Here is a 19,883-nt window from a genome sequence, read left to right as displayed (position 1 = left end):
GGCAACGGTAGTGCCGGCCGCTGGCCGGTAGTCCATAGCCCCCGGTAGTGCCGGCCGCTGGCCGGCAACCTCATTCAGCTTCAGACATCTCCCAGCCCCCATCGAGGCTTGGCCCGACAGCCAGCGCCCAATGATCGACCCACCATGGCGCATGAGCAGCCATCGCCTCCGCCTGGGCCGTCGCTCGATCATTGGCCAGGCCTACGTTCTGACCACCACCACGCATCAGCGCCGCAGGCTCTTTGAAAGCGATGCTTCGGCAGCATGTGTAATCGATCAGTTCGATTGCATCGAACAGCGCGGGCTCGTACGGTCACACGCATGGGTCGTCATGCCGGATCACGTCCACTGGATGTTCGAGCTGCGTGCAGCTGACCTTCCCGACATCGCGCGCCGGATGAAGTCGTCGAGCGCGCTTGCCCTGAATCGCCTGGCGGGCCGTCGAAGCACGGTGTGGCAGCCCGGCTACTTCGATCATGCATTGAGGACCGAAGAGTCGCTGGCGCGGCAGGCGTTGTACATCCTGGGGAATCCGGTACGCGCCGGTCTCGCTGGACAGATTGGCGAGTATCCCTATGCGTGGTCGGCCTGGATGTGATGCCGGCCAGCGGCCGGCACCACCACAGCAGAACCGACGCGCAGCGTAGATCGCGTTCCGGCGCACAGAGCACCCTCGATGGTAGTGCCGGCCGCTGGCCGGCAACCACATGACCCGCGCAGAGATGCGTAGCTGCCGGCCAGCGGCCGGCACCATCATTCAATGTTCAGCGCGACCATTCGCTGTTCAGCGCCGCCTGCGCGCGCTTCGGCCGTGGTCGGCCGGGATGTGATGCCGGCCAGCGGCCGGCACTACCACAGCAGAACCGAAGCGCAGCGCAGATCGCGTTCCGGCGCACAGAGCACCCTCGATGGTAGTGCCGGCCGCTGGCCGGCAACCACATGACCCGCGCAGAGATGCGTAGCTGCCGGCCAGCGGCCGGCACCATCATTCAATGTTCAGCGCGGCCATTCGCTGTTCAGCGCCGCCTGCGCGCGCTTCGGCCGTGGTCGGCCTGGATGTGATGCCGGCCAGCGGCCGGCACTACCACAGCAGAGCCGACGCGCAGCGCAGATCGCGTTCCGGCGCACAGAGCACCCTCGATGGTAGTGCCGGCCGCTGGCCGGCAACCACATGACCTGCGCTGAGATGCGTAGCTGCCGGCCGGCGACCGGCACTACCATTCAGTGTTCAGCGCGGCTTGCGCGTACGCTTTGGCTTTGTGGTATCACCGCCGCTGGCGGCGCTGTCCTGCAGCGCCTGCAGCCAGGACAAGGTGTCCACATAGTCGATGAAGTGGCGCAGGTAGCCGGGGCTGGTGGCCTGCATCGTGTCGAGCATGCGTTGCACCAGTACCGCCGAGTTCAGCGGGCCGCCATCGGCCGGGGCCTCGGCGCGTAGCGAGCGGCGCACCTGCAGTTCGCTGCGCAGCTCCGACCATTCGCGCTGCGCCTGTTGCAGCATCGGCACCTGCGGGTAATGCGGCAGCGAGCGCGACCCCGCATCGAGGTCACGCACCAATGCGCGCAGGCCTTCCAGGGCGGGCGGTTTACTTGCCATCCGCCGCCTTGGGCTTGGGAATCGGCGCGATTTCCACGCGGCGATTGCGCGCGCGGCCTTCCTCATTGGCGTTGGAACTGACCGGCTGCTCGCTGCCGAACGCGGCGGCGAACACGGCGTCGGCCGGTACGCCATCGGCGATCAGGGTGCGGGTCACGGTCAGCGAGCGCTGCGCGGACAGCTCCCAGTTGTCAGCAAAGCGGCGGTTGCCTTCGCGCACGGGCGCATCGTCGGTGAAGCCGCTGACCATCAGGATCTCTTCGCGGCTGCCCAGATAGGCGGCCAGCGGTGCGGCCAGGCTGCGCAGCAGCTCCTGGCCTTCCGGCTGCAGCTGGTCGGAGTTGAGCGCGAACAGCACGCTGCCGCTGATGCCGATGCGGCCATTCACCAGCGTCACGCGGCCGGCCGCCAGCGGTCCGGCCAACGCTTGCTCCAGCGTCTGCAGGCGCTTGGCCTCGGCCTGGCGCTGCTTCACTTCCTGCTCCAGCCGCTGCGACAGCTCCAGCTGCACCGCGACCACACCCACCAGGATCAGCACGAACGCACCCAGCAGCACCGACATCAGGTCGCCGAAGGCGGCCCAGATCGGCGCGTGCGAGCCGCCATCGACCTCCAGCTCGTCGCTCATGCGCTGCCGGCCTTGCCGCGGCGTGTGGCCAGCTGCTGCAGTTCTTCCATCACCTGCTTCTGCGACAGCAGGCTGAGGTCGACCACCTCGCGCGCCTGCGCTACGTAGTAAGCCAGTTGCTCATCGCTTCGGGCCAGCGAGGCATCCAGTGCACCACCGATCTGTTCCAGGCGGCCGGAAAGCTCGGTGGCGGCACTGCCGAACTGCGCGACCGCTTCACCGAAGGCGCCGGCCAGCTGGCCGACGTCACCCGCGCTGCCGGTAAGTGCTGCCGCAATGCCATCCAGCTTGCCGGTCTCGGCGGCGATATGATCGGTAAAGCGGTTGCCGACACGCTCCAGCAGCTCGGCCGAACCGCCAACCAGTGCGTCCACCGCGGTGCGCTGTTCGTGCGATGCGTGGTTGATCGCATCGAGCAGGGTCTGCACGGTGGCCAGCAGGCGGCCGCGCTCTTCCAGCATCGCGTTGTCGCGCACCAGGCTTTCGGACAGCGTACTGCGCAGCTCGTTGATGACGTCGGCCGCAGCCTTCGGCGCGGCCGCGGCGGTCTGCAGCAGGGTGGACACTTCGGCCAGCGTGGCACTGGCCTGCGCGCGACCGTTCTCGCCGATCTGCTGTGCGGTGGCCGCCAGCGTGTCGCAGACCTGTTGCTGCTGCGCAGCCAGGCGTTCGCCATTGGCCTGCAGGCGCTCGGCCAGCTCAGTGGAAACGTGCTGCAGGGCATCACTCCAGCGCTGCAGGCGCTGTTCGTCGCCAGCCTGCAGTTGCGCCTGCAGGGCGGCGTGGGCCTGCTGCAACTCGGCGCTGACCGCGTCCCAGCGCGCTTGGCGCTGCTGCTCGCGGCTTTCCAGGCTGGCCTGCAGTTCGGCGTGCGCAGTCGCGGCGGCGGCCTGCGCGGCCTGCCACTGCTGCGAGCGCTGCGCTTCATGATCCTGCAGCAGTGACTGGTTGGCGCTGTGCTGCTGTTCCAGTGCCTGCAGCAGCGCCTGCGCACGCGCATCCAGATGTTCGCTGGCGGCGATCAACGCCTGCTGCTGGCGCTCGACCAGCGCGCTGTTGAGGGCCTGCTGCTGCTCGGCGGCGGCACGCAAGACGTCTGCATTGCTCTGTGCATCGGCCTGCAGGCGCTCGCCGATGCGCGCGATCAACGCTTCGGCATGCGTGCCCTGGCCATCGCTGAAGGCCTGCAGGTGCTGGCGCAGATCACTCACCAGCGCCTGCTGCGCCTGGGTCTGTTCACTCACCACCTTGGCCCAGCTGGCTTCGGTGGCGACCCGGCTGCGTTCGAAACCGTCGCTCAGGCCCGCCAGCTGCTGTTGCACGGCCCGCTCGACACGGGCATGCAACGCTTCGCCATGGTGAGCCAGACCGGCCAGGGTGGTCTCGGCCATCGGCTGCAGCGCGCCACCGATGGCCGCGGCACTGGCTTCGGCACCTTCGCGCAGCGACTGCTGCAGCGACAGGGCCAGGCGTTCCTGCAGCGCCTGGCTCTGCGTCAGGAACTCGGCCTGGCCTGCCAGCAGGCGCTCATTGGCGGCCGCACTGTGCTGTTCAAAGGTGCTGGTCATCGCCTGCAGGCGGTCGACCAGCGCCGGCAGCGCGGCGGACTGTGCCTGCAGCAGGCGCAGGGATTCGGCGCGCTGCCAGGCCTGCGAATACGGGTGCAGGTCGCCGGCAATGGCGCGGTCCAGCTGCTGCACGGCCTGCAGGCGGTCGCGGCGCAGCAGCGCGGCCAACAGACCGAGCATCGCCGAGCTGGCCACGCCGGCGATCGAGGTACCGAAGGCCACCGCCAGGCCCTGCACCGGCGAGGCCAGCGAGCCGCGGATCGCGGCCATGTCGGTCGCGCTCTGCAGGGCCAGGCCGGTGCCACGCAGCGTGTCCATCATGCCCAGCAGGGTGCCGAGCATACCCAGCAGCACCAGCAGGCCGACCAGGTACGGGGTCAGCACCGGCGCGGGCAGGGCAGTGCGCTCGCCTTCCACGCGCAGGCGCACGGCGTTGCGCAGGCCCATCGGCACGCGCTCCAGCCAGGGGGCGAGGCCTTCCTTTGCGCTGGACAGGTCGTTCAGTGCGGCGCGCAGGCCGTTGCTGGCCTGGCGGTAGCGGTACAGCTCCACGCCGCCGGCGATGTAGCAGGCCGCGATGATTGCCGCCACCGCTGCACCCAGCGGATGCACCGAAACGTAGCCAATGCCGATCCAGCACACGGCCAGCAGGCCGACAAGGAAAACAACGACATGGAGAGCAGTTCTGGACATGGTGTTCCGGTCAGTGGGAGCGCAGGGCGTCTTGCAGCCCTTCGATCGGGTGGAAGCGCAGCTGCAGCTCGGCGAGCAGCAGCGTGCGCATGTCATGGCGGAAGGCCGCGCGCCAGCCGGGCTGGCCATGCACGCGTTCAAAACGGGCGCCGAGCACCGCCGGCGCGGTGGCCAGCAGGCTGTGCTCGCGCGGGGTGAGGGTCTGTTCCATCACCGCATCAACCTCGGCCAGTCGCGCCAGCTCCGGCGAGACCTGTACCAGCTGGTCGCGCAGGCGGCCGCGCAGGCGCCCGGTGGCGGTCTGGATGGCCTGCTGCAGCACCCGGTAGCGCTGGCGCAGCGAAGCGAAATTGGGTGCGGCAGTCGCCTCGGCCAGGTCCAGCAGGCGCTCGGCCTCGGCGTCCTCGCGGATCGAGGCCAGCAGGCTGGCATGGGCCTGGGCGCAGTCGGCCAGTACATCCTCGGCCCCCTCGGCAGCTTCGCCGGGCTCGGGCAGGCGTCCGCCCAACGCGCCGGACAGGGCCACGGCACGGCTCCAGTCCACCCACTGGCCGAGGCGATCGGTCAGAGCGGGACTGCTGGCCGGCATCGCGCCGTCGCTGAGACGGGCGAGCAGGCGGAGGAACTCCGGTCCACCCAGGACCGGCTGCGCTGCGTTCGCCATCAAGGGGTGAGGGGCCAAAAACCGCTGATTTTACAGCCAGATGACCCCGGCTGGATGAAGGCGGGGCGTGGGGGGGCGGTACCTGCAGGCGCGACAAGGCTTAGAATGTCCGGCTGCATCCACCCGCTCGACCCTTGGAGTACCCCCATGACTGTTGCGCAGTTCTACCCGATCGGCACCCCCGGACAGCCCTGGGGCGACGTGGAACGCGCACAGTGGCGGGCCCGCCAGCAGCGCCAGCGCAGCTACCACGATGACGTGGTGGCCGCCCTCGAACGCCTGGACGACAGCGTTTTCGACGTGATCCAGTACGGCCAGCTGGACTATGCGCCGGACCATTATCCGCTGTTCGCGGTGGTCAACCACGACTGGAACCCGGCGCTGCCGACCGCGCTGATCACCGGCGGCGTACATGGCTACGAGACCAGCGGCGTGCACGGCGCCCTGCAGTTCCTGGAACAGCAGGCCGAGCGTTACCTGGGTCGGCTGAACCTGATCGTGGCGCCGTGCGTCAGCCCGTGGGGCTACGAGCGCATCCAGCGCTGGAACCCGGATGCGATCGATCCGAACCGCAGCTTCCGTGACGGTGGCCAGATCGAGGAAGCGGCCGCCCTGATGCGCTGGGTGGCCGAGCGCAAGCCGAACCTGCTGGTGCACCTGGACCTGCACGAAACCACCGACAGCGACCTGCACGAGTTCGATCCGGCGCGTTGCGCCCGCGACGGCAAGCCGTTCGAGCGCGACACGATTCCCGATGGCTTCTATGTGATCGGCAACAGCGAAGACCCGCAGGCCGAGTTCCAGAAGGCCCTGATCGCCGCAGTGGCGCCCATCACCCACATCGCTCCGGCCGATGCCGACGGCAACCTGGTCGGCCTGCCGCTGCAGTCGCCGGGCGTGGTCTGGGGCGAGTCGCGTTCGATCGGCGCCTGCGCCGGCTTCACCGACGCACGCTTTGCCACCACCACCGAGGTCTACCCGGACAGCCCGCGCACCAACCCGCAGGAATGCAACGACGCCCAGGTGGCGGCGGTGTGCGCCGGCCTGGATTTCGCCCTGGCGGCGCAGTAGCGCATCAACACGAGGTAGCGCCGGGCCCTGCCCGGCGGGTCGGGCGTGCGCTAGCCCAGCAGGATCACGCCCCACACCGTACCGACCATCAGCAGCGCGGTGGTCTGTGCGGCGCTGCCCATGTCCTTGGCGTTCTTGGATAGTGGGTGGTGGTCAAGCGAGATGCGGTCGACCACCGCTTCGATGGCCGAGTTGAGCAGTTCCACCAGCAGGCTGATGAAGCAGGCCGCCAGCACCACGGCGCGTTCGACCCTGCTGATGTCCAGCAGGAACGCGGTGGCGATCAGCAGTGCATGCAGCAGCAACAGCTGCCGGAAGGCTGCTTCGCCACGGAAGGTGGCAATGAAGCCATCGCGCGAATGGATCAGCGTATGGAAGATACGGCGAAGCCCGGTCTTGCCGTGCGGGTACTTGCCGCTGTCCCTGGGGTGAAGTGGCTGCATGCCGGTCCTGCCATGAGTTGACCTCACGACAGGATGTGCATGCAGGCGTCGGGAAGGCGTCGGACGCCCGTTGGATTTTCCTTCAGCCGCCTTGGCGCTGCGCCTGGATGGCCTGGTCGAGGGCGTCCAGCTCATCCGTCGGCGAGGCCAACCATGCCGGGTACGCCTCGGTCTCGACGAAGGCGGAGGATCGCAGCACGTCATCGAACGCCGGATTGTCCTTCTCCGCATGGCGCAGCAGGCCGGACATCAGCCCGCAGATGCGGACTGCGGCCTGGAAGGCGCCCTGCAATGAACCGGCCGGCTCGGTGACCGTGTTGAGGAAGGCCGCATAGGCCGGCCCATCGAAGACGAAGTCCTCGCGCCGCTGGAAGGCATCACCGTTGAGGTTGGCTTCGCCAGAGACGTGCCGCGAGAATCCCCAGGACCAGATGTCGAGGAAACGCAGGTCATCCAGCATCCGGCGCGCATCGTCATTCAGTGGAACGGCGCCGGACAGGGCGTGCTCCAGCGTGGCCGCCGCGAAGGGCTCGGTGCCCTCGTGGGCCAGGAAATCGCTCAGGCAGCGCAGGGCACCGGGATGATGCGGGTCCAGCTGCAGCGCCCGGTAGATCACCCGCGCACCTTCGACGTGACGGCCCTGGGCGATGAAGATGTTGAGGGCATGGTGCGCGAGCTGGTCGGCGCTGAGGTCGGCAATGCGGGTCATCGGGTCTGGCGGGCATGGACGAAAGGTGTGCGCCAGTCTGACAGATCGCTCAATCGGCCGGGCTGCGTGAATCGCGGATCGAATAGATCACCGAGAAGTCCTGGGGAGGAGTGAGGTGCCGCTCGCGCATCAGCGCGCGTAGGTTCGCCAGAAAAGCACGTGGTCTTCGGCCGTGTTGACGGCGACGAAGACGGATTTTCCGGATTCGGGCGCGCAGCGAAAGACGCGGTACGACGACTTGAGCGTCCCGTCGCCCGGCCACCAGTATCGATCGAACGCAACAGGATCGCTGCTACTGAATGTCGTTGCCTGGCAATCCGCCGGCAGCTGCAGTGATGCCGCAGGGGGTTTGGTGAAGGCCAGCGCGCTGGTGTTCGAGTCGAGGTCATGTACCTCCCGCAGATCGGTCGCCGCTTGCGGCACCCAGCCGGGAATCCACCCCTTGTTCACCCTGTCGGAGTCAAGCGCCTCCTGCAGGGTGTCGAACGAACTGTCCATCACCATACCGCAGGCGCATAGCGCGATACAGAACGTCACGACAATGGCGCGCCTGGCCCATGCAACGGGGCTGGTCATCCTCGTCATGCTCTGCGGAAAGCAGCCTACCCACTTCTTAGGGCGGCAAGCGCTTGAGCCGCGCTTCCAGCCCCGGTCGTACGGCCGGTCGCAGGGTTCTGCATGGCGCTGCGCCTTGCGCGCGTACTGCTGCATGAACAGGCCGATCTCCTGCGCGATCCTGTCCTTCCGGCTCTTGCCTGCCATCGACGGGCGTCCCTGTGTTCATCCTGAATCATCGGTCGGCGCACGCCAGCACGGATGACGGGCGCCGCAACAGGCCGGTTTGACGTTGAGGAAGGTCTGCGCGGATGATGCGCGGGCGCGCGGCGCAGGAGGGGATCTGTCAATGGGGCAACTTGACGTGGTGGAGCATGCCGGTGTTCCCTTTACCCGCTATGCCAGCCGTGAATGCAGTGGTCTCTGTGCGCAGCGATGGTGGTATGAGAACCGGTTGGGCCTGGATACCGAAGCCTGGTCGGTGGAACTGGATGCTTCCGATCGCGTGCTCGCAACGTCGCGCTTGACGTCACCCTAGAAGACCGCGACGAACGCATGCGCATCCATCGACCTTTCGTCTTCATCGCAAGCCTGGCCCTGATGGCGTTGTGCGGACTGATGGGCGTACTGGTGCTCATCCATGGCTTCAACGAGCAGGGCCTGCGCTGTGGCAGGCTGTGCTCACTGGAGGTCTCCCTCCGCCTGCTCTTCGGTGATCGGGGATTCGAACTGCTGGTGGCGATGGGACTGTTTGCCACAGCGCTGATGTGCGCGTATATCGCACTGCGGGAGGGCATGCATGCCGGGCGGCCGCGGAGGCAGGTGCAGCGTCGGGGGCGCAAGCGCCGCCGACCGTCACAGCCCCGGTCGTGAGTATCCCTCCACGTGGCGTGCTGCCGCGCGGAGGGACACCGCAGGAGGTCTCAGCGATGCAGCGCGTCGATGATCAAGCCGGTCGCGATCTCCACCAACAGATACTCGGTGTCGGACTGGCGCACCCAGCGCTGGCCGCGACCCGGATTGCGCAGGTCGTAGCGCGCGTAGTCGTCTACCCAGTAGCGGCGGTCCACTTCGGCCCAAGGCAGGCGGTCGCCACGACGCCAGGCCTTCTTCTGCCAGCCCGGCGGCGGCGCATCGCGGTTGTGCGGGCCACCTGCATGCGGCGGCGGGCCGTTGCCGCGGGCGTGGTGCGGCGGATCGGCGAAGGCGGGGGCCGCAGCCAACGCGGTGGCGGTGGTCAAGGCGATGGCAAGCAAACGTGTGGTCTTCATGGAGATGCCTCCGTCATGGCCGCGGCATGCGGCGCTGTGGCGGGAATATAGGGCAGGCAGCGTGAATGAATACGGGTGTGCGCGGCACTTTCCTGAACACACGGCGTGACGTGCAGTCGCCGTCCCGGAACGGATCAACGGGTCCCGTCCCGGGCCGGATCCGTTGCGCCCCAACCACCGCCCAGTGACAGGAACAGATCCATCTGGCGATCGACCCGGTCCGCGCGCGATGCGGCCAACGCGGACTCCGCATCTGCCAGTGCGGCCTGGGCCGAAAGCACATCGAGAAAATCGATCCTGCCGAAACGGTAGAGCTGCTGCGCCTGCCCCGCGGCCCGCGCTGCGTCCCCACGCGCCTGTGCCAGGCTGCGCTCGCGTTCGAGCTCCTGCGTGCAGGCAGAAAGCGCAGTCTCGGTCTGGCGCAGTGCCTGCAGCACCGCGCCGTCAAAGGAAGCAAGAGCGGTATCTGCATTGGCACCGGCCGCTGCGATGCGGGCCTTGGTGGCGCGGCGGTTGGGCCAGTGCCATGACAGCAGCGGCCCGACGCTCGCCCCGAAACCGTTGGCGGAAAGCAGCTGCCCTCGCATGCCCGCCGTGCCCAGGGACGCGCCCAGGGTGACCTGCGGATAGAGTTCCGCGGTCTCTACGCCGATCATGGCCGTGGCCGCGGCAAGGCTCCGCTCGGCGGCACGTATGTCGGGGCGCCGCTGGAGCAGCTGCCAGCCCTCACCGACCGGCAGCGCCTGCCCCAGCTCCGGGGGGCGCGGGCACGCTTCCGCCTCCCTCGGATAGTCTGCCGGCACCCTGCCCATCAGCGCGGCCAGTTCGAACAGTGCGGCCTGGCGCTTCGCCAGCAGGTGCGGCACCGCCGCCGCGCTGCGGTTGACCGCCGCTCCGGCACGGCTGACATCGAAGTCCGTTCCGCGCCCGCCCGCGGCCAGGCGACGGGTTGCCTCCAGCGTGGCGCGCTGTATCGCCAGCACCTGCCGGGTCGCAGCGAGCGTGTGATTGCTTGTGCAGATCTGGAGATAGGCACGGGTGACAGCAGCAGCGACGACCACGCGGACCTGGTCGCGTGCCGCAGCGACAGCCTCCGCGTCGGCGTTGGCGGCTTCGATGCCGCGGCGGATGCCGCCTGCAAGATCCAGTGGATAGGAGAGGTGAAGGCCCAGCGCATAGGACTGCGGCGCGGCCGACGCCTGGGTGTAGCCACCGGCACGGGTGAGCGTGCCCGATGCATCCACGTCGGCCTGCACGGCACCGCGCGCGGTACTCCAGCACGGTAGCGCTGGCGCGCCGAAGATTGGCATCAGCGGCGCGCAGGTCGGTGTTGGCCGCCAGTGCTTCGCGCACGTAGCCGTCAAGCTGGGGGTCGCCATACAGTTGCCACCACCGATCGGGTGGCGCGTCGTGGCTGAACGATGCCTCCTTGCCCGAGACGAACGGCTGCGCCGCGCGTGTGGAGGCAGAGGCGGCATTCGCAGGCAGGTGATAGTCGGGGCCGGAGACGCAGGCCGTCATCGGCAGCAGCAGGGCAAGCAGCCCACCGCGTAGTGTTCGCAAGCTCACTTGCAGGCTCCCTGTGCCGAGGGCGTGATGGTCACACTCGCAGTGCGACCGACGATCAGGCGGGTATCCGGCCGCGCATCATCAATGCGGATGCGTACCGGGATCCGCTGTGCCAGCCTCACCCAGGTGTACGTCGGCGCTACGGCGGGGAGCAGGTTGTGCGTGCTTGAGCGCTGATCGTCGGCAATGCCGGCGGCGATGGTATCCACCTGCCCGCGCACGTCGTGGTCGTCGCCCATCAGCCGGGCCACGGCGGCATCGCCCTCGGTGATGCAGCCCAGCTTGGTTTCCTCGAAATAGCCCTCGATGCGCAGGCTGCGGGTGTCGATCAGCGCCAGCGCCTGTGCCCCCGGCTGCAGGTAGTCGCCCGCGTGCAGGTCCAGGTTGGTGACGATGCCATCGGTGGTCGCGCGCACCTCGGTGCGTTGCACATTGAGCCGGGCAACGCGCTGTTCGGCCCGCGCCTGTGCCAGGGCGGCCAGCTCGGTATCGACCTTGGCGGCATTGCGTTCGCGGGTTTCCGAAGCGACCAGGTTGCCCAGTGCGTTGTCCCGCGTCGATTCGCGGCGGGCCAGCGCCAGCGTGGCGCGTGCGCTGCTGGCCGCTGCGTCGGCCTTCACAAGTGCGGCAGCGAAGCGCGGCTGGTCCAGCACCAGCAGCAGCTGTCCGGCGCTCACCCGCTGGTTATCGTGCACCAGCACCTGGGTGACCAGCCCCCCCATGTCTGATGCAACGCGCACCACGTCGGCACGCACCCGTCCATCGCGCGTCCACGGGCGTGTTTCGTAGCGATGCCAGATGGCCAGTGCAGCGACGACGGCAATTGCGAACACCACCAGGGTTGCGCTCCAGCGCCCGATGACAGCAAGCGTGTGTTTCATCTCATTTCTCGAACAGGGGCGCGAGCCGGATCATCAGCTCCGCCAGGATCACGAACAGGGACAGGCCCACCAGTGGCCACGCGGCGAACAACCGGTACAGACCGAGGCTGGCGAGGAAACGTGAGGTCAGTACCGACACCGCCAGCGCGGCGACGGCCACCGCAAGCAGGCCGGGAATCAGCACGCCGTCAATCGAAAGATCAGGAAGCATGAGCTCAGCGCCGATGAGTGAGCGGAGATACGAGAAGGTCGCGGCGCAACCCGCAGAGCAGGTGCGACAGCTGCTCCCGATCAGCCCCGCTGCTGGCCGCGGCAGCCTCGCGCATGCGGTCCAGCAGTTTCAGAAGATGGATGTCGCCACTGCTTGGCGCGCGTGTGCGCATCCTGAAATGTGCGGCGATGCGCTCGACCAGCGCGGCGTGAAGCGACTGCGTGCGCGGATCGACCAGGCGCCTGCCCAGTGCGCGGAGTTGGCTGGATGCACGTGCCGCACGAACCTCCGCAAACAATGCCCGCAGGTCGTGTGCCGCGCTGGAACGGCCCTGCAGCCTGGGAGCGAGCAGCCCGATTCGATCCAGCATGCGGCTGAGCCAGGCCCGGGTCAAATCACCTTGTCCGGCGGCGTGTCGTGCGATGTCCCGACGGATCGAACGCTCCAACCGAGCGCGGTTGCGGCCCGCATCGGCGGTCTGGAACAGCTGCATGCTGCACAGTGCCACCGTCGTACCGATGAACAACGCAACGCTGTTGTTGAGTGCGCCGACGATATTGATCGCATTGGTCGCACCCAGGCCGGCGATGAGCGGGAAGGTCAGCACCACGCCCAGCGCGGCCATGATGTAGGGCGGCCGGGCCAGGAACGATCCGCACAGCAGCAGCACCGGCGCGAGCGCGGCGACCAGGCCGGCGATACCCGACAGCGAAGGAATGATCACCAGGGCGTACACAAGACCGACGGCGACACCGATGGCGGAGCCGACCAGGTAGCGCATAACATGCGGCGCAGGCGCTTCGATCGTGCCGAACAGCACGCACGCCGTGCCGATGATGGACACCGCCGTGGCGCCCTCCGACCAGCCGGTGACGATCCACAGAACGCAGCTCAGCAGGATGCCCACGAACGCGCCCAGCGCGCTGCGCAGGGCAAGCTGATGATCCCGGTGAAGCGCCGCACCACGCGCATGTCGCGCAAGGCGAGCAGGTACATGCAGGCGCCAGTCGGGCCGGGCAGTGTGCAGTTGCGCCTGCAGCACGCGGCAGTCGGCGTGGGCCAGGTCGAGCTCGGCCTGTTGCGTGGCGAGGCTGGCCTGCAGCAGATCGCGCCAGCCGCTTGCATCCATTGTGCCGGCCTGCGGTGAACGCAGCCGAGCGATGGAATCTTCCACCGCGCTGGACAGCATCAGGACGTCCAGCATCCGGTCATGCAGGGCGCGCAGGATCTGCACCTGGGCCACGCCGTGGGCGCTGTCGAAGGGCAGGTGGATCGACAACACGTGCAGATCAAGCAGGTCGGCTGCCACTTTCGAGCGGTCCGTCACCAGCACCGTGTCCGATGCACCGGCGCGCATGTCCCGTGTCCATCGTTCCGCATCATCCAGCACGGCAGCAACCCGTGCGCGCACGCGCGACGAAACCCGGCGCGGCAGCACCAGCCCATGTACCAGCGTGGCGGCCAGGATGCCGATGGCGATTTCCTGCACCCGCGTGATGGCGATGGTGAACACGTCTGCCGGCACCATCACCGCAGGAAACCCGATCAGGCTGGTGGTATAGCCGGCCAGCAGGAACGCGTAGGCACGCGGCGTGCGGTCGAGCATCGCCAGGTACAGGCACAGCGCCATCCACGCGGCGAGCGCGGCGCTCAGCACCAGGGGTGCATTGGCGAAACGTGGCACCAGCGCGAGGTGGCGACGGCCCCGCCCACGGTACCGAGCAGGCGGAACAGGCCGCGGCTGAGTGTCGCCCCGGAAAGGGGCTGCGACACCAGATAGACCGTGCCGATCACCCAGAACGGGCGATTCAGGCCGATCCGCAGGGAGACATACAGCCCCAGCGACGCGGCGAGCAGGCATTTGAGCGAGAACAGCACGGCCTCCTGGTCGGTCCGGAGGGCAGGGCTTTTCAATCGGGCGAATGCCTGGAGCAGGTGGGGAAGGAAAGGTGTGGGGAGGTGCATGCGGCTCATGCTAGTGATCGGCCGCAACGACTAATTTCGCTACAATGACAATCAATCGCTAAAATCGGTCAATGTGAGAATGGCTCGCATTTCGCTCCCCGGCTTTGACCTGGACCCGGACGAGACCGACCGCCCGGCGGTTGCCAGCCGCCTGCAGGTGGCCGAGCACGACGCAGAGATTCCCGTGCATGAACACCGCAAGGGCCAGCTCATTCTTGCGCTGCATGGCGCGGTGACCTGCGAAGTGGCCAATGCGTTGTGGATCGTTCCGCCCCAGTGTGGCGTCTGGATCCCGGGCGGCATGCCGCACAGCAATCGCGCCACCGCCAACGCGCGCCTGTGCTACCTGTTCGTCGAGCCCGGCGTCGTCGACCTGCCGGCGCAGTGCGTGACGCTGGCGATCTCGCCGATGCTGCGCGAGATGATCCTGCACCTGGCCGACGCGCCGCTGGACTACCCGCATGGCAGCCACACCGACCGGTTGGCGCGGGTGTTGCTGGACGAGCTGGTACAGATGCCGGCCGAGCATCTGTCGTTGCCGGTCAGCCATCACCCGAAGGTGCGTGCGCTGGCGGCGGCGCTGTCGGCGGATCCGGCAGATCGCAGCACCATCAGCCAGTGGGCGGTGCGCCTGGCCCTGGGCGAGCGCACATTGACCCGGCTCATCGAACGGGAAACGGGCTTGTCCTTCGGGCGCTGGCGGCAGCAGCTGCACCTGCTCATCGCCATTCGGGAACTTGCCACGGGCGCACCGGTACAACGCGTTTCCGAGACGCTGGGCTATGAGTCGGTGACGGCCTTCATCACGATGTTCAAGAAGGCGCTTGGCCTTTCCCCGGCGCGGTACTTCGCGGTGCGCTTGCGTGGGCGGTAGCGGGGAACAACGGGCGAAGCCGTTGCCTGGAACGGCTACTTCGAGGTGTCGGAGACCGATTGAATCGCGGCCACCACCGCAGCGGGTTCCTCGCGCTGGAGGGTGAGGCCGGTTGCCAGGTAGCGGTGCGAGCCGCGTGTGAAGCCCGGGAAGAGCAGGGCGTGTGTGGGAGATTGTGCTGGTAGTTTTGTGAGCTATGAACACGGACTCCCTGTAGAGGAAGTCATGGGAGCCCGGCGTAGGCCGCTGAATGGCCACGGATGCTTGAATCTGTGACCGGTTACGCGACTCCACACTTGAATGTGCAAGCGTCCTCGCCGATAAAGGCGGCATGTGGCACTGCCGCATTCCGGACCAGGGACGATCCGATGCACGACGCGTGGGCTCAGCTCCGCGTTCTCGTTCCCGCCGGCGCTGTGTTCGTCCAGGAAGGAGAACAGGGATGTTGGAACGACTGAAGACCCTCTCGCGTGCCGCGCTGGCGATTGTTGCCGCTGGCTGCATTGCGCCGGCTGTTGTACAGGCGCAGGAAAGCAAGATCACCTGGCGTATTTCGCAGCCCGGTGGCGATGCGACCCAGTACAAGACCCAGCAGGCGGCGGTGGCCGGCATCAAGAATCTGCCGGCGCCCAGCCCCTTCCCGCCGGAGTTCCAGTTCGGCTGGCAGTACGTCGACAAGATCAAGTCGAAAGTCGTGGACTTGAACGGAAACACGGCGATTACCTACTGGATGGGAAAGACTCAGCCCTCCGATCCTGACTGGACTTACTACGGCGCGGGTGATGGTGGCTTCCTGTCCGAAGAGGAAGTGCTGGAAGCGCTCATTGCAGACTTGCAGGACATCAATCCCCAGTGTCCTGGGGAAACTGCTGTGCCGGAAGGAGAATGGGGCCCAACTGCTCCAGGGATGGACGGAATTTCGGAGGTCAGGGAGTACCGGGTCACCGGCATGCTGGGCAGCAATTCGGCGGAGTCTCCGTGCGTGCCCTTCGACGCAGGAACGACAGGGCTTGCTCGCATGCGACGCTTGAACTGCCCGATCCCCTTCACGCAGTGGTCCAACACACACAACGCCTGCGTCAGCGAAGAATTCGTTGCAACCATCACCTCGAAGTCGCAGAAGTGCGACAAGGACGGCGGCAACGGTAGCTGCCCCATGTCCCGCAACGATACAGCGGCGAACATGAGTCCGATTCCCGACAAGGACCCGGCCTCCAACGGCGGTACCTGCGACGGCAATGTCGGCAACCCATGTGATGTCAAAACGGGCGAGAAGTACGAGATCGCGCCGGACTTCGATCTGGGCTGGATCGCGCTGACGCGCTTCCATCACTCCGGCATCTCCACCTCATCCGGTGGCTTCGGCTATGGCTGGACCCATTCGCTGGGCGCCCACCTGGCACTGGACGGCGTTGACAGCGTGGGCATCATTGAAAGCACCGGTTTCCAGCGTGCATTCAAGAAGATCGGCCAAGCCTATGAGGCGGACGACGACAGTGGTGACCGTCTGGTCCAGAACGGCAACTGGACACTGTACTCGGCGGATTCCATCTCGACCTTCGGCGCGGACGGGCGTCTGGCCGCCAAGCGCTTCGCGGATGGCACGTCGCTGACCTATATCTACGACGACAGCGACCGCCTTGCGGCGGTCACGCACAGCAGTGGCCGCACACTGGAGTTCGTTTACCAGTCCAACGACTATGAGGCGCTGATCAGTTCGGTGCTGGTCGAAGGCATTGCGCTCGCCACCTATACCTACACGCCGCAGAACCAGGTCGCCACGGTGACCTATGCGGGTGGTGGTGTGCGGACGTATCACTACGAGAACCAGGACTTCCCCCAGCACCTGACCGGCATCACCGCCGAGGACGGTCGCCGCTACAGCACCTTTACCTACGATTCCATCGGTCGTGTGATCTCCAGTCAGCATGCCGGCGGTGCCGATGGCGTGACACTGGCCTACAGCCCCAATGGCGGTGCGGTGGTGACCGACGCGCTGGGGCGGCAGACCGACTACACCCTGACACCCGGCGGCGACACCGCGCCGTCGCGCAAGGTGACCGGCCTGACGGATTCGCAGGGAACCGTCAGCCGAACCTACTACGACCAGAGTGTCGACTTCCGCCGGCGTCTGGATACCTACACCGATCGCCGCGGCATCCAGACCAAGCACACCTATGCGCAGGGCACCGATCCGGTAAGCGGTCGTGCCGTCAGCATCCATACCGTGACCGAAGCGGTCGGCTTGCCCGAGCAGCGTGTGGTGACCACGGCGCGCGACGTCGAAACCAATGCGGTACTGACCACCCGGATCGGTAGCCGCGAAACCCGCACGGCCTTCAATGCCCGACGCCAGCCGACGGCCAACACGGTGACCGACACCGCATCCGGCCAGACGCGCATCACCAGCTACACCTACTGCGAAGCTGCGGACGTGGCTGCGGCAGGCAGCTGCCCCGTGGAAGGGTTGCTGAAGAGCGTGGACGGCCCGCGCACGGATGTGGTCGATACTGTTACCTATGCCTACTACCCGGCGGATGACGCAGGGTGCGCGACCGGAGGTGCCTGCAGCTATCGCAAGGGCGACCTGCGCAGCGTGACCAATGCGCTGGGCCAGACGGTCGAGACCTTGGCCTACGACGCGTTCGGACGGTCGTTGTCGGTCAAGGACGCCAACGGCGTGGTGACTGATTACACCTACCATCCCCGCGGCTGGCCGACCTCCATCACCGTGCGCGGCGCGACCACTGCCGAGGATCGGGTCACCCAGCTGAGCTACTGGCCAACCGGCCAGGTGCAACAGATCACCGAGCCCGACGGCAGCAGCGTTTCCTATGTCTACGATGCGGCGCTGCGCTTGACCGATATCGAGGACAACGCGGGCAACACGATTCACTACACGCTGGACAATGCCGGCAATCGCCTCAAGGAAGACACGCTCGATGCAGGCGGCACGCTACGTCGCACCTTGGCACGGACGTTCAACACACTCGGCCAGCTGACCGCGCTGAAGGACGCAGGCAATCACGCCACCGGCTTTGCCTACGATGCCAACGGCAACCCGCAGACCGTGACCGACGCCCTGCAGCGCGTGACCAGCCAGCAGTACGACCCGCTGAACCGCCTGGCCCAGACCCTGCAGGACGTCGGCGGCGTCGCGGCGGAGATCCGCAGCCAGTACAACGCGCTGGACCAGGTCACCCAGGTCACCGACCCGAAGGGTCTGCATACCACGTACGCCTACAACGGTTTCGGTGATCTGACCGGACAGGTCAGCCCGGACAGTGGCGCCAGCAGCTTCACTGTGGACGCCGCTGGCAACCGCAAGACCGCTACCGATGCGCGTGGCGTCACCGCCACCTATCACTACGATGCACTCAACCGCCTGATCGGTATCGCCTACCCGGACCCCAATCTGGATATCGGCTATAGCTATGACGTGGCGCCAGCGGTCTGTGCCGCCGACGAACGCTTTGCCAAGGGACGTCTGGGGCAGGTGCTGCACGCCAATGGCAGCACCCAGTACTGCCATGACCGCTTCGGCCAGGTCACCCGCAAGGTGCAGACCGTCAATGGTGTGACCACCACCCTGCGCTATGCCTACAGCAAGTCGGGTCGCCTGACCGCGTTGACCTACCCCGACGGCAGCGTGGCCGACTACGTGCGCGATACCCAGGGCCGCATCAGCCAGATCGGCCTGACCCGGCCTGGCCAAGCGCGCCAGATCGTGGTGAACAACGTGACCTACGCGGCCTTCGGCCCGGCCACCGGCTGGACCTATGGCAATGGTCGCCAGCTGCAGCGTCCGCTGGACCTGGACTATCGCCCGCAAGCGGTGCATGACCCGGCCGCGGGCGGCCTGTCACTGGGCTACGGCTATGACCCGGTCGGTTCAATTACCGAGCTGAAGAACGGCGCAGGCTCGTCGGTGCTGGCCAAGTACGCCTACGACGCGCTGGGTCGCCTGATCCAGACCCAGGACGGTGCGACCGGCACGCCGATTGAAACCTATGCGTATGACGCCACCGGCAATCGCACCGCGCTGACCACCTCGGCGGGCACCGCCAGCTACACCTATCCCGCAACCAGCCACCGGCTGACCGCAGTGGATGGCGAAGCGCGCAACCATGACGCTGTGGGCAACACCACCCGAATCGGCAGCAAGACCTTCACCTACAACGATGCCAACCGCATGAACGCGGTGAAGCAGGGTAACGCCACACTGGAGAGCTACGCGTACAACCATCGTGGCGAGCGCGTGCTGCGTACTCCGGCTGGTGGCGCTGCTCAGATCACCCTGTATGACGAGACGGGGCAATGGCTGGGCAACTACTCGGCCACGGGCCAGGCGCAGCAGCAGGCCATCTGGCTGGACAATTATCCGGTGGCGCTGATCAACGTGCCGAGTACCGGCGTGCCAGAACTGGCCTACGTCCAACCAGATCACCTGGGCACCCCGCGCGTGGTGATCGACCCGGCGCGCGATGTCGCGATCTGGGAGTGGAGCAACAAGAGCGAGGTATTCGGCAACCAGATTCCGAGTGCTGACCCGGATGGCGATGGTGTGGTGTTCGAGCTGGCGCTGCGCTTCCCGGGCCAGCAGGCGATGGATGCAAGCGGGTTGTTCTACAACTACCAGCGCGAGTACGACCCATCCGTGGGGCGCTACTCTCAGAGTGATCCGATTGGGTTGCTGGGAGGAATTGGCACCTATTCCTATGTGGGAGGCAACCCTCTTATTGGCTTGGATTCACTAGGCCTTTGCGAGCAGACATCGGTTTGTCGAGCGCTACCTGGCATGTCAGGATTTAGCGAGGCTGCGCGAGCTGCTTACTTGGCGAATCCGTCCTCTCCCCTCGACAAAATATGGCCTTTCAGTGTGCTGCGTGGAACGCGAATTCATGTACAGTTTGCATTTAATGTAAAGGCCCTTGGAGGCCCGTACGATTCCGAAGTTTCTTACTTGAACGGCATCGTTGTAGATTATGGAACTCCAGGATCAGTTCGCGCCGACGGTGTATATGGACCCAGGGCGTACCCAAAGTATGTGGTCGAGTTGAAGTCGGGAGCGGCTGGTCTGACCGCGGCAGAAATTCGCAATTACTACACACACCTGCCCAAGGGAACTATACTTTGCGGTGTTCTGGAAAGGTCGGTGCCCTAGCATGAGATCCATTGCACTTT

At 66.6% G+C, this 19,883-nt stretch carries 16 protein-coding genes and 3 pseudogenes; 6 read left to right on the top strand and 13 right to left on the bottom strand.

Going from position 1 to position 19,883, the window contains the following annotated elements; translation table 11 throughout:
- Positions 1-151: 151 nt before the first annotated feature.
- Positions 152-598 carry a transposase gene (locus tag ROV93_RS06970; protein ID WP_072167537.1) on the top strand — a complete coding sequence of 149 codons (447 nt, stop codon included), beginning with the start codon at positions 152-154 and terminating at the stop codon, positions 596-598.
- Between the two features lie 630 nt (positions 599-1,228).
- Here ROV93_RS06970 and ROV93_RS06965 read toward each other — a convergent pair.
- From ROV93_RS06965 to ROV93_RS06950, 4 genes are read right to left on the bottom strand one after another with little or no spacing between them, the layout of a single operon-like run.
- Positions 1,229-1,597, bottom strand: a complete 369-nt coding sequence (locus ROV93_RS06965; protein WP_072167538.1) for a DUF2894 domain-containing protein — start codon at positions 1,595-1,597, stop codon at positions 1,229-1,231.
- Positions 1,587-2,225: an OmpA family protein gene (locus ROV93_RS06960; RefSeq protein WP_072167539.1), complete on the bottom strand. Its 639-nt coding sequence runs from the start codon at positions 2,223-2,225 to the stop codon at positions 1,587-1,589. The genes ROV93_RS06965 and ROV93_RS06960 overlap by 11 nt, the downstream gene beginning before the upstream one ends.
- Positions 2,222-4,486 carry a DUF802 domain-containing protein gene (locus tag ROV93_RS06955; RefSeq protein ID WP_312539001.1) on the bottom strand — a complete coding sequence of 755 codons (2,265 nt, stop codon included), beginning with the start codon at positions 4,484-4,486 and terminating at the stop codon, positions 2,222-2,224. Before ROV93_RS06955 ends, ROV93_RS06960 begins: the two co-directional genes overlap by 4 nt.
- 10 nt (positions 4,487-4,496) lie before the next feature.
- Positions 4,497-5,150 carry a DUF3348 family protein gene (locus ROV93_RS06950; protein ID WP_072167541.1) on the bottom strand — a complete coding sequence of 218 codons (654 nt, stop codon included), beginning with the start codon at positions 5,148-5,150 and terminating at the stop codon, positions 4,497-4,499.
- 147 nt (positions 5,151-5,297) lie between these two features.
- Between ROV93_RS06950 and ROV93_RS06945 the strand changes: the two genes are divergently transcribed.
- Entirely contained in the window at positions 5,298-6,221 is a 924-nt protein-coding gene (locus tag ROV93_RS06945) for a M14 family metallocarboxypeptidase (RefSeq protein ID WP_072167542.1), read from the top strand.
- Between the two features lie 50 nt (positions 6,222-6,271).
- Here the strand turns inward: ROV93_RS06945 and ROV93_RS06940 are convergent, their stop codons facing one another.
- From ROV93_RS06940 to ROV93_RS06930, 3 genes are all read right to left on the bottom strand, one after another.
- The gene (locus tag ROV93_RS06940; protein WP_072167543.1) at positions 6,272-6,664 is read right to left on the bottom strand and encodes a diacylglycerol kinase; all 393 of its coding nucleotides are present in this window, start codon (positions 6,662-6,664) and stop codon (positions 6,272-6,274) included.
- 82 nt (positions 6,665-6,746) lie between these two features.
- A complete protein-coding gene (locus tag ROV93_RS06935) occupies positions 6,747-7,373 on the bottom strand; it encodes a hypothetical protein (protein WP_061479990.1) in 627 nt (208 codons plus the stop codon).
- 129 nt (positions 7,374-7,502) lie between these two features.
- Positions 7,503-8,135 (bottom strand): hypothetical protein, encoded by a 633-nt coding sequence (locus tag ROV93_RS06930; protein ID WP_255299139.1) that lies wholly within the window; start codon positions 8,133-8,135, stop codon positions 7,503-7,505.
- Positions 8,136-8,277: 142 nt separating this feature from the next.
- Here ROV93_RS06930 and ROV93_RS06925 point away from each other — a divergent pair, with 142 nt between their 5' ends.
- Positions 8,278-8,466, top strand: a complete 189-nt coding sequence (locus tag ROV93_RS06925) for a hypothetical protein (protein WP_255299140.1) — start codon at positions 8,278-8,280, stop codon at positions 8,464-8,466.
- 17 nt (positions 8,467-8,483) lie between these two features.
- Positions 8,484-8,801, top strand: a complete 318-nt coding sequence (locus tag ROV93_RS06920) for a hypothetical protein (protein WP_072167547.1) — start codon at positions 8,484-8,486, stop codon at positions 8,799-8,801.
- A gap of 50 nt (positions 8,802-8,851) precedes the next feature.
- Here the strand turns inward: ROV93_RS06920 and ROV93_RS06915 are convergent, their stop codons facing one another.
- The 5 genes and pseudogenes from ROV93_RS06915 to ROV93_RS06895 form a co-directional block, all read right to left on the bottom strand.
- A complete protein-coding gene (locus ROV93_RS06915) occupies positions 8,852-9,199 on the bottom strand; it encodes an RcnB family protein (RefSeq protein WP_021204235.1) in 348 nt (115 codons plus the stop codon).
- A 134-nt stretch (positions 9,200-9,333) separates the two neighbouring features.
- A pseudogene (locus tag ROV93_RS06910) lies at positions 9,334-10,768 on the bottom strand (efflux transporter outer membrane subunit).
- Positions 10,765-11,649: a biotin/lipoyl-binding protein gene (locus ROV93_RS06905; RefSeq protein WP_180890633.1), complete on the bottom strand. Its 885-nt coding sequence runs from the start codon at positions 11,647-11,649 to the stop codon at positions 10,765-10,767. Before ROV93_RS06905 ends, ROV93_RS06910 begins: the two are co-directional and overlap by 4 nt.
- A gap of 1 nt (position 11,650) precedes the next feature.
- Positions 11,651-11,860: a DUF1656 domain-containing protein gene (locus ROV93_RS06900; RefSeq protein ID WP_072167550.1), complete on the bottom strand. Its 210-nt coding sequence runs from the start codon at positions 11,858-11,860 to the stop codon at positions 11,651-11,653.
- Positions 11,861-11,864: 4 nt separating this feature from the next.
- Positions 11,865-13,738 (bottom strand): annotated as a pseudogene (locus tag ROV93_RS06895) (FUSC family protein).
- Between the two features lie 166 nt (positions 13,739-13,904).
- Between ROV93_RS06895 and ROV93_RS06890 the strand changes: the two are divergent.
- A complete protein-coding gene (locus ROV93_RS06890) occupies positions 13,905-14,699 on the top strand; it encodes a helix-turn-helix transcriptional regulator (protein WP_072167551.1) in 795 nt (264 codons plus the stop codon).
- Positions 14,700-14,734: 35 nt separating this feature from the next.
- Here ROV93_RS06890 and ROV93_RS06885 read toward each other — a convergent pair.
- Positions 14,735-14,863: pseudogene (locus ROV93_RS06885) on the bottom strand (alpha/beta hydrolase); the annotation flags it as partial.
- 278 nt (positions 14,864-15,141) lie between these two features.
- Between ROV93_RS06885 and ROV93_RS06880 the strand changes: the two are divergent.
- Complete coding sequence (locus ROV93_RS06880) at positions 15,142-19,863, top strand: RHS repeat-associated core domain-containing protein (protein WP_180890635.1); 4,722 nt, start codon at positions 15,142-15,144, stop codon at positions 19,861-19,863.
- Positions 19,864-19,883 lie beyond the last annotated feature (20 nt).

This window comes from Stenotrophomonas maltophilia group sp. msm4 (genome assembly GCF_032025605.1).
GTDB lineage: Bacteria > Pseudomonadota > Gammaproteobacteria > Xanthomonadales > Xanthomonadaceae > Stenotrophomonas > Stenotrophomonas sepilia.
Note: the sequence above shows the minus strand (reverse complement) of the source record. Positions and strands in the feature narration are given on the sequence as shown.

What these genes read in the sequence shown, in the direction of transcription:
- ROV93_RS06970 (WP_072167537.1), top strand. Translation starts at nt 152, where the DNA reads ATGAGCAGCCATCGCCTCCGCCTGGGCCGTCGCTCGATCATTGGCCAG.
- ROV93_RS06965 (WP_072167538.1), bottom strand. Translation starts at nt 1,597, where the DNA reads ATGGCAAGTAAACCGCCCGCCCTGGAAGGCCTGCGCGCATTGGTGCGT.
- ROV93_RS06960 (WP_072167539.1), bottom strand. Translation starts at nt 2,225, where the DNA reads ATGAGCGACGAGCTGGAGGTCGATGGCGGCTCGCACGCGCCGATCTGG.
- ROV93_RS06955 (WP_312539001.1), bottom strand. Translation starts at nt 4,486, where the DNA reads ATGTCCAGAACTGCTCTCCATGTCGTTGTTTTCCTTGTCGGCCTGCTG.
- ROV93_RS06950 (WP_072167541.1), bottom strand. Translation starts at nt 5,150, where the DNA reads ATGGCGAACGCAGCGCAGCCGGTCCTGGGTGGACCGGAGTTCCTCCGC.
- ROV93_RS06945 (WP_072167542.1), top strand. Translation starts at nt 5,298, where the DNA reads ATGACTGTTGCGCAGTTCTACCCGATCGGCACCCCCGGACAGCCCTGG.
- ROV93_RS06940 (WP_072167543.1), bottom strand. Translation starts at nt 6,664, where the DNA reads ATGCAGCCACTTCACCCCAGGGACAGCGGCAAGTACCCGCACGGCAAG.
- ROV93_RS06935 (WP_061479990.1), bottom strand. Translation starts at nt 7,373, where the DNA reads ATGACCCGCATTGCCGACCTCAGCGCCGACCAGCTCGCGCACCATGCC.
- ROV93_RS06930 (WP_255299139.1), bottom strand. Translation starts at nt 8,135, where the DNA reads ATGGCAGGCAAGAGCCGGAAGGACAGGATCGCGCAGGAGATCGGCCTG.
- ROV93_RS06925 (WP_255299140.1), top strand. Translation starts at nt 8,278, where the DNA reads ATGGGGCAACTTGACGTGGTGGAGCATGCCGGTGTTCCCTTTACCCGC.
- ROV93_RS06920 (WP_072167547.1), top strand. Translation starts at nt 8,484, where the DNA reads ATGCGCATCCATCGACCTTTCGTCTTCATCGCAAGCCTGGCCCTGATG.
- ROV93_RS06915 (WP_021204235.1), bottom strand. Translation starts at nt 9,199, where the DNA reads ATGAAGACCACACGTTTGCTTGCCATCGCCTTGACCACCGCCACCGCG.
- ROV93_RS06905 (WP_180890633.1), bottom strand. Translation starts at nt 11,649, where the DNA reads ATGAAACACACGCTTGCTGTCATCGGGCGCTGGAGCGCAACCCTGGTG.
- ROV93_RS06900 (WP_072167550.1), bottom strand. Translation starts at nt 11,860, where the DNA reads ATGCTTCCTGATCTTTCGATTGACGGCGTGCTGATTCCCGGCCTGCTT.
- ROV93_RS06890 (WP_072167551.1), top strand. Translation starts at nt 13,905, where the DNA reads ATGGCTCGCATTTCGCTCCCCGGCTTTGACCTGGACCCGGACGAGACC.
- ROV93_RS06880 (WP_180890635.1), top strand. Translation starts at nt 15,142, where the DNA reads ATGTTGGAACGACTGAAGACCCTCTCGCGTGCCGCGCTGGCGATTGTT.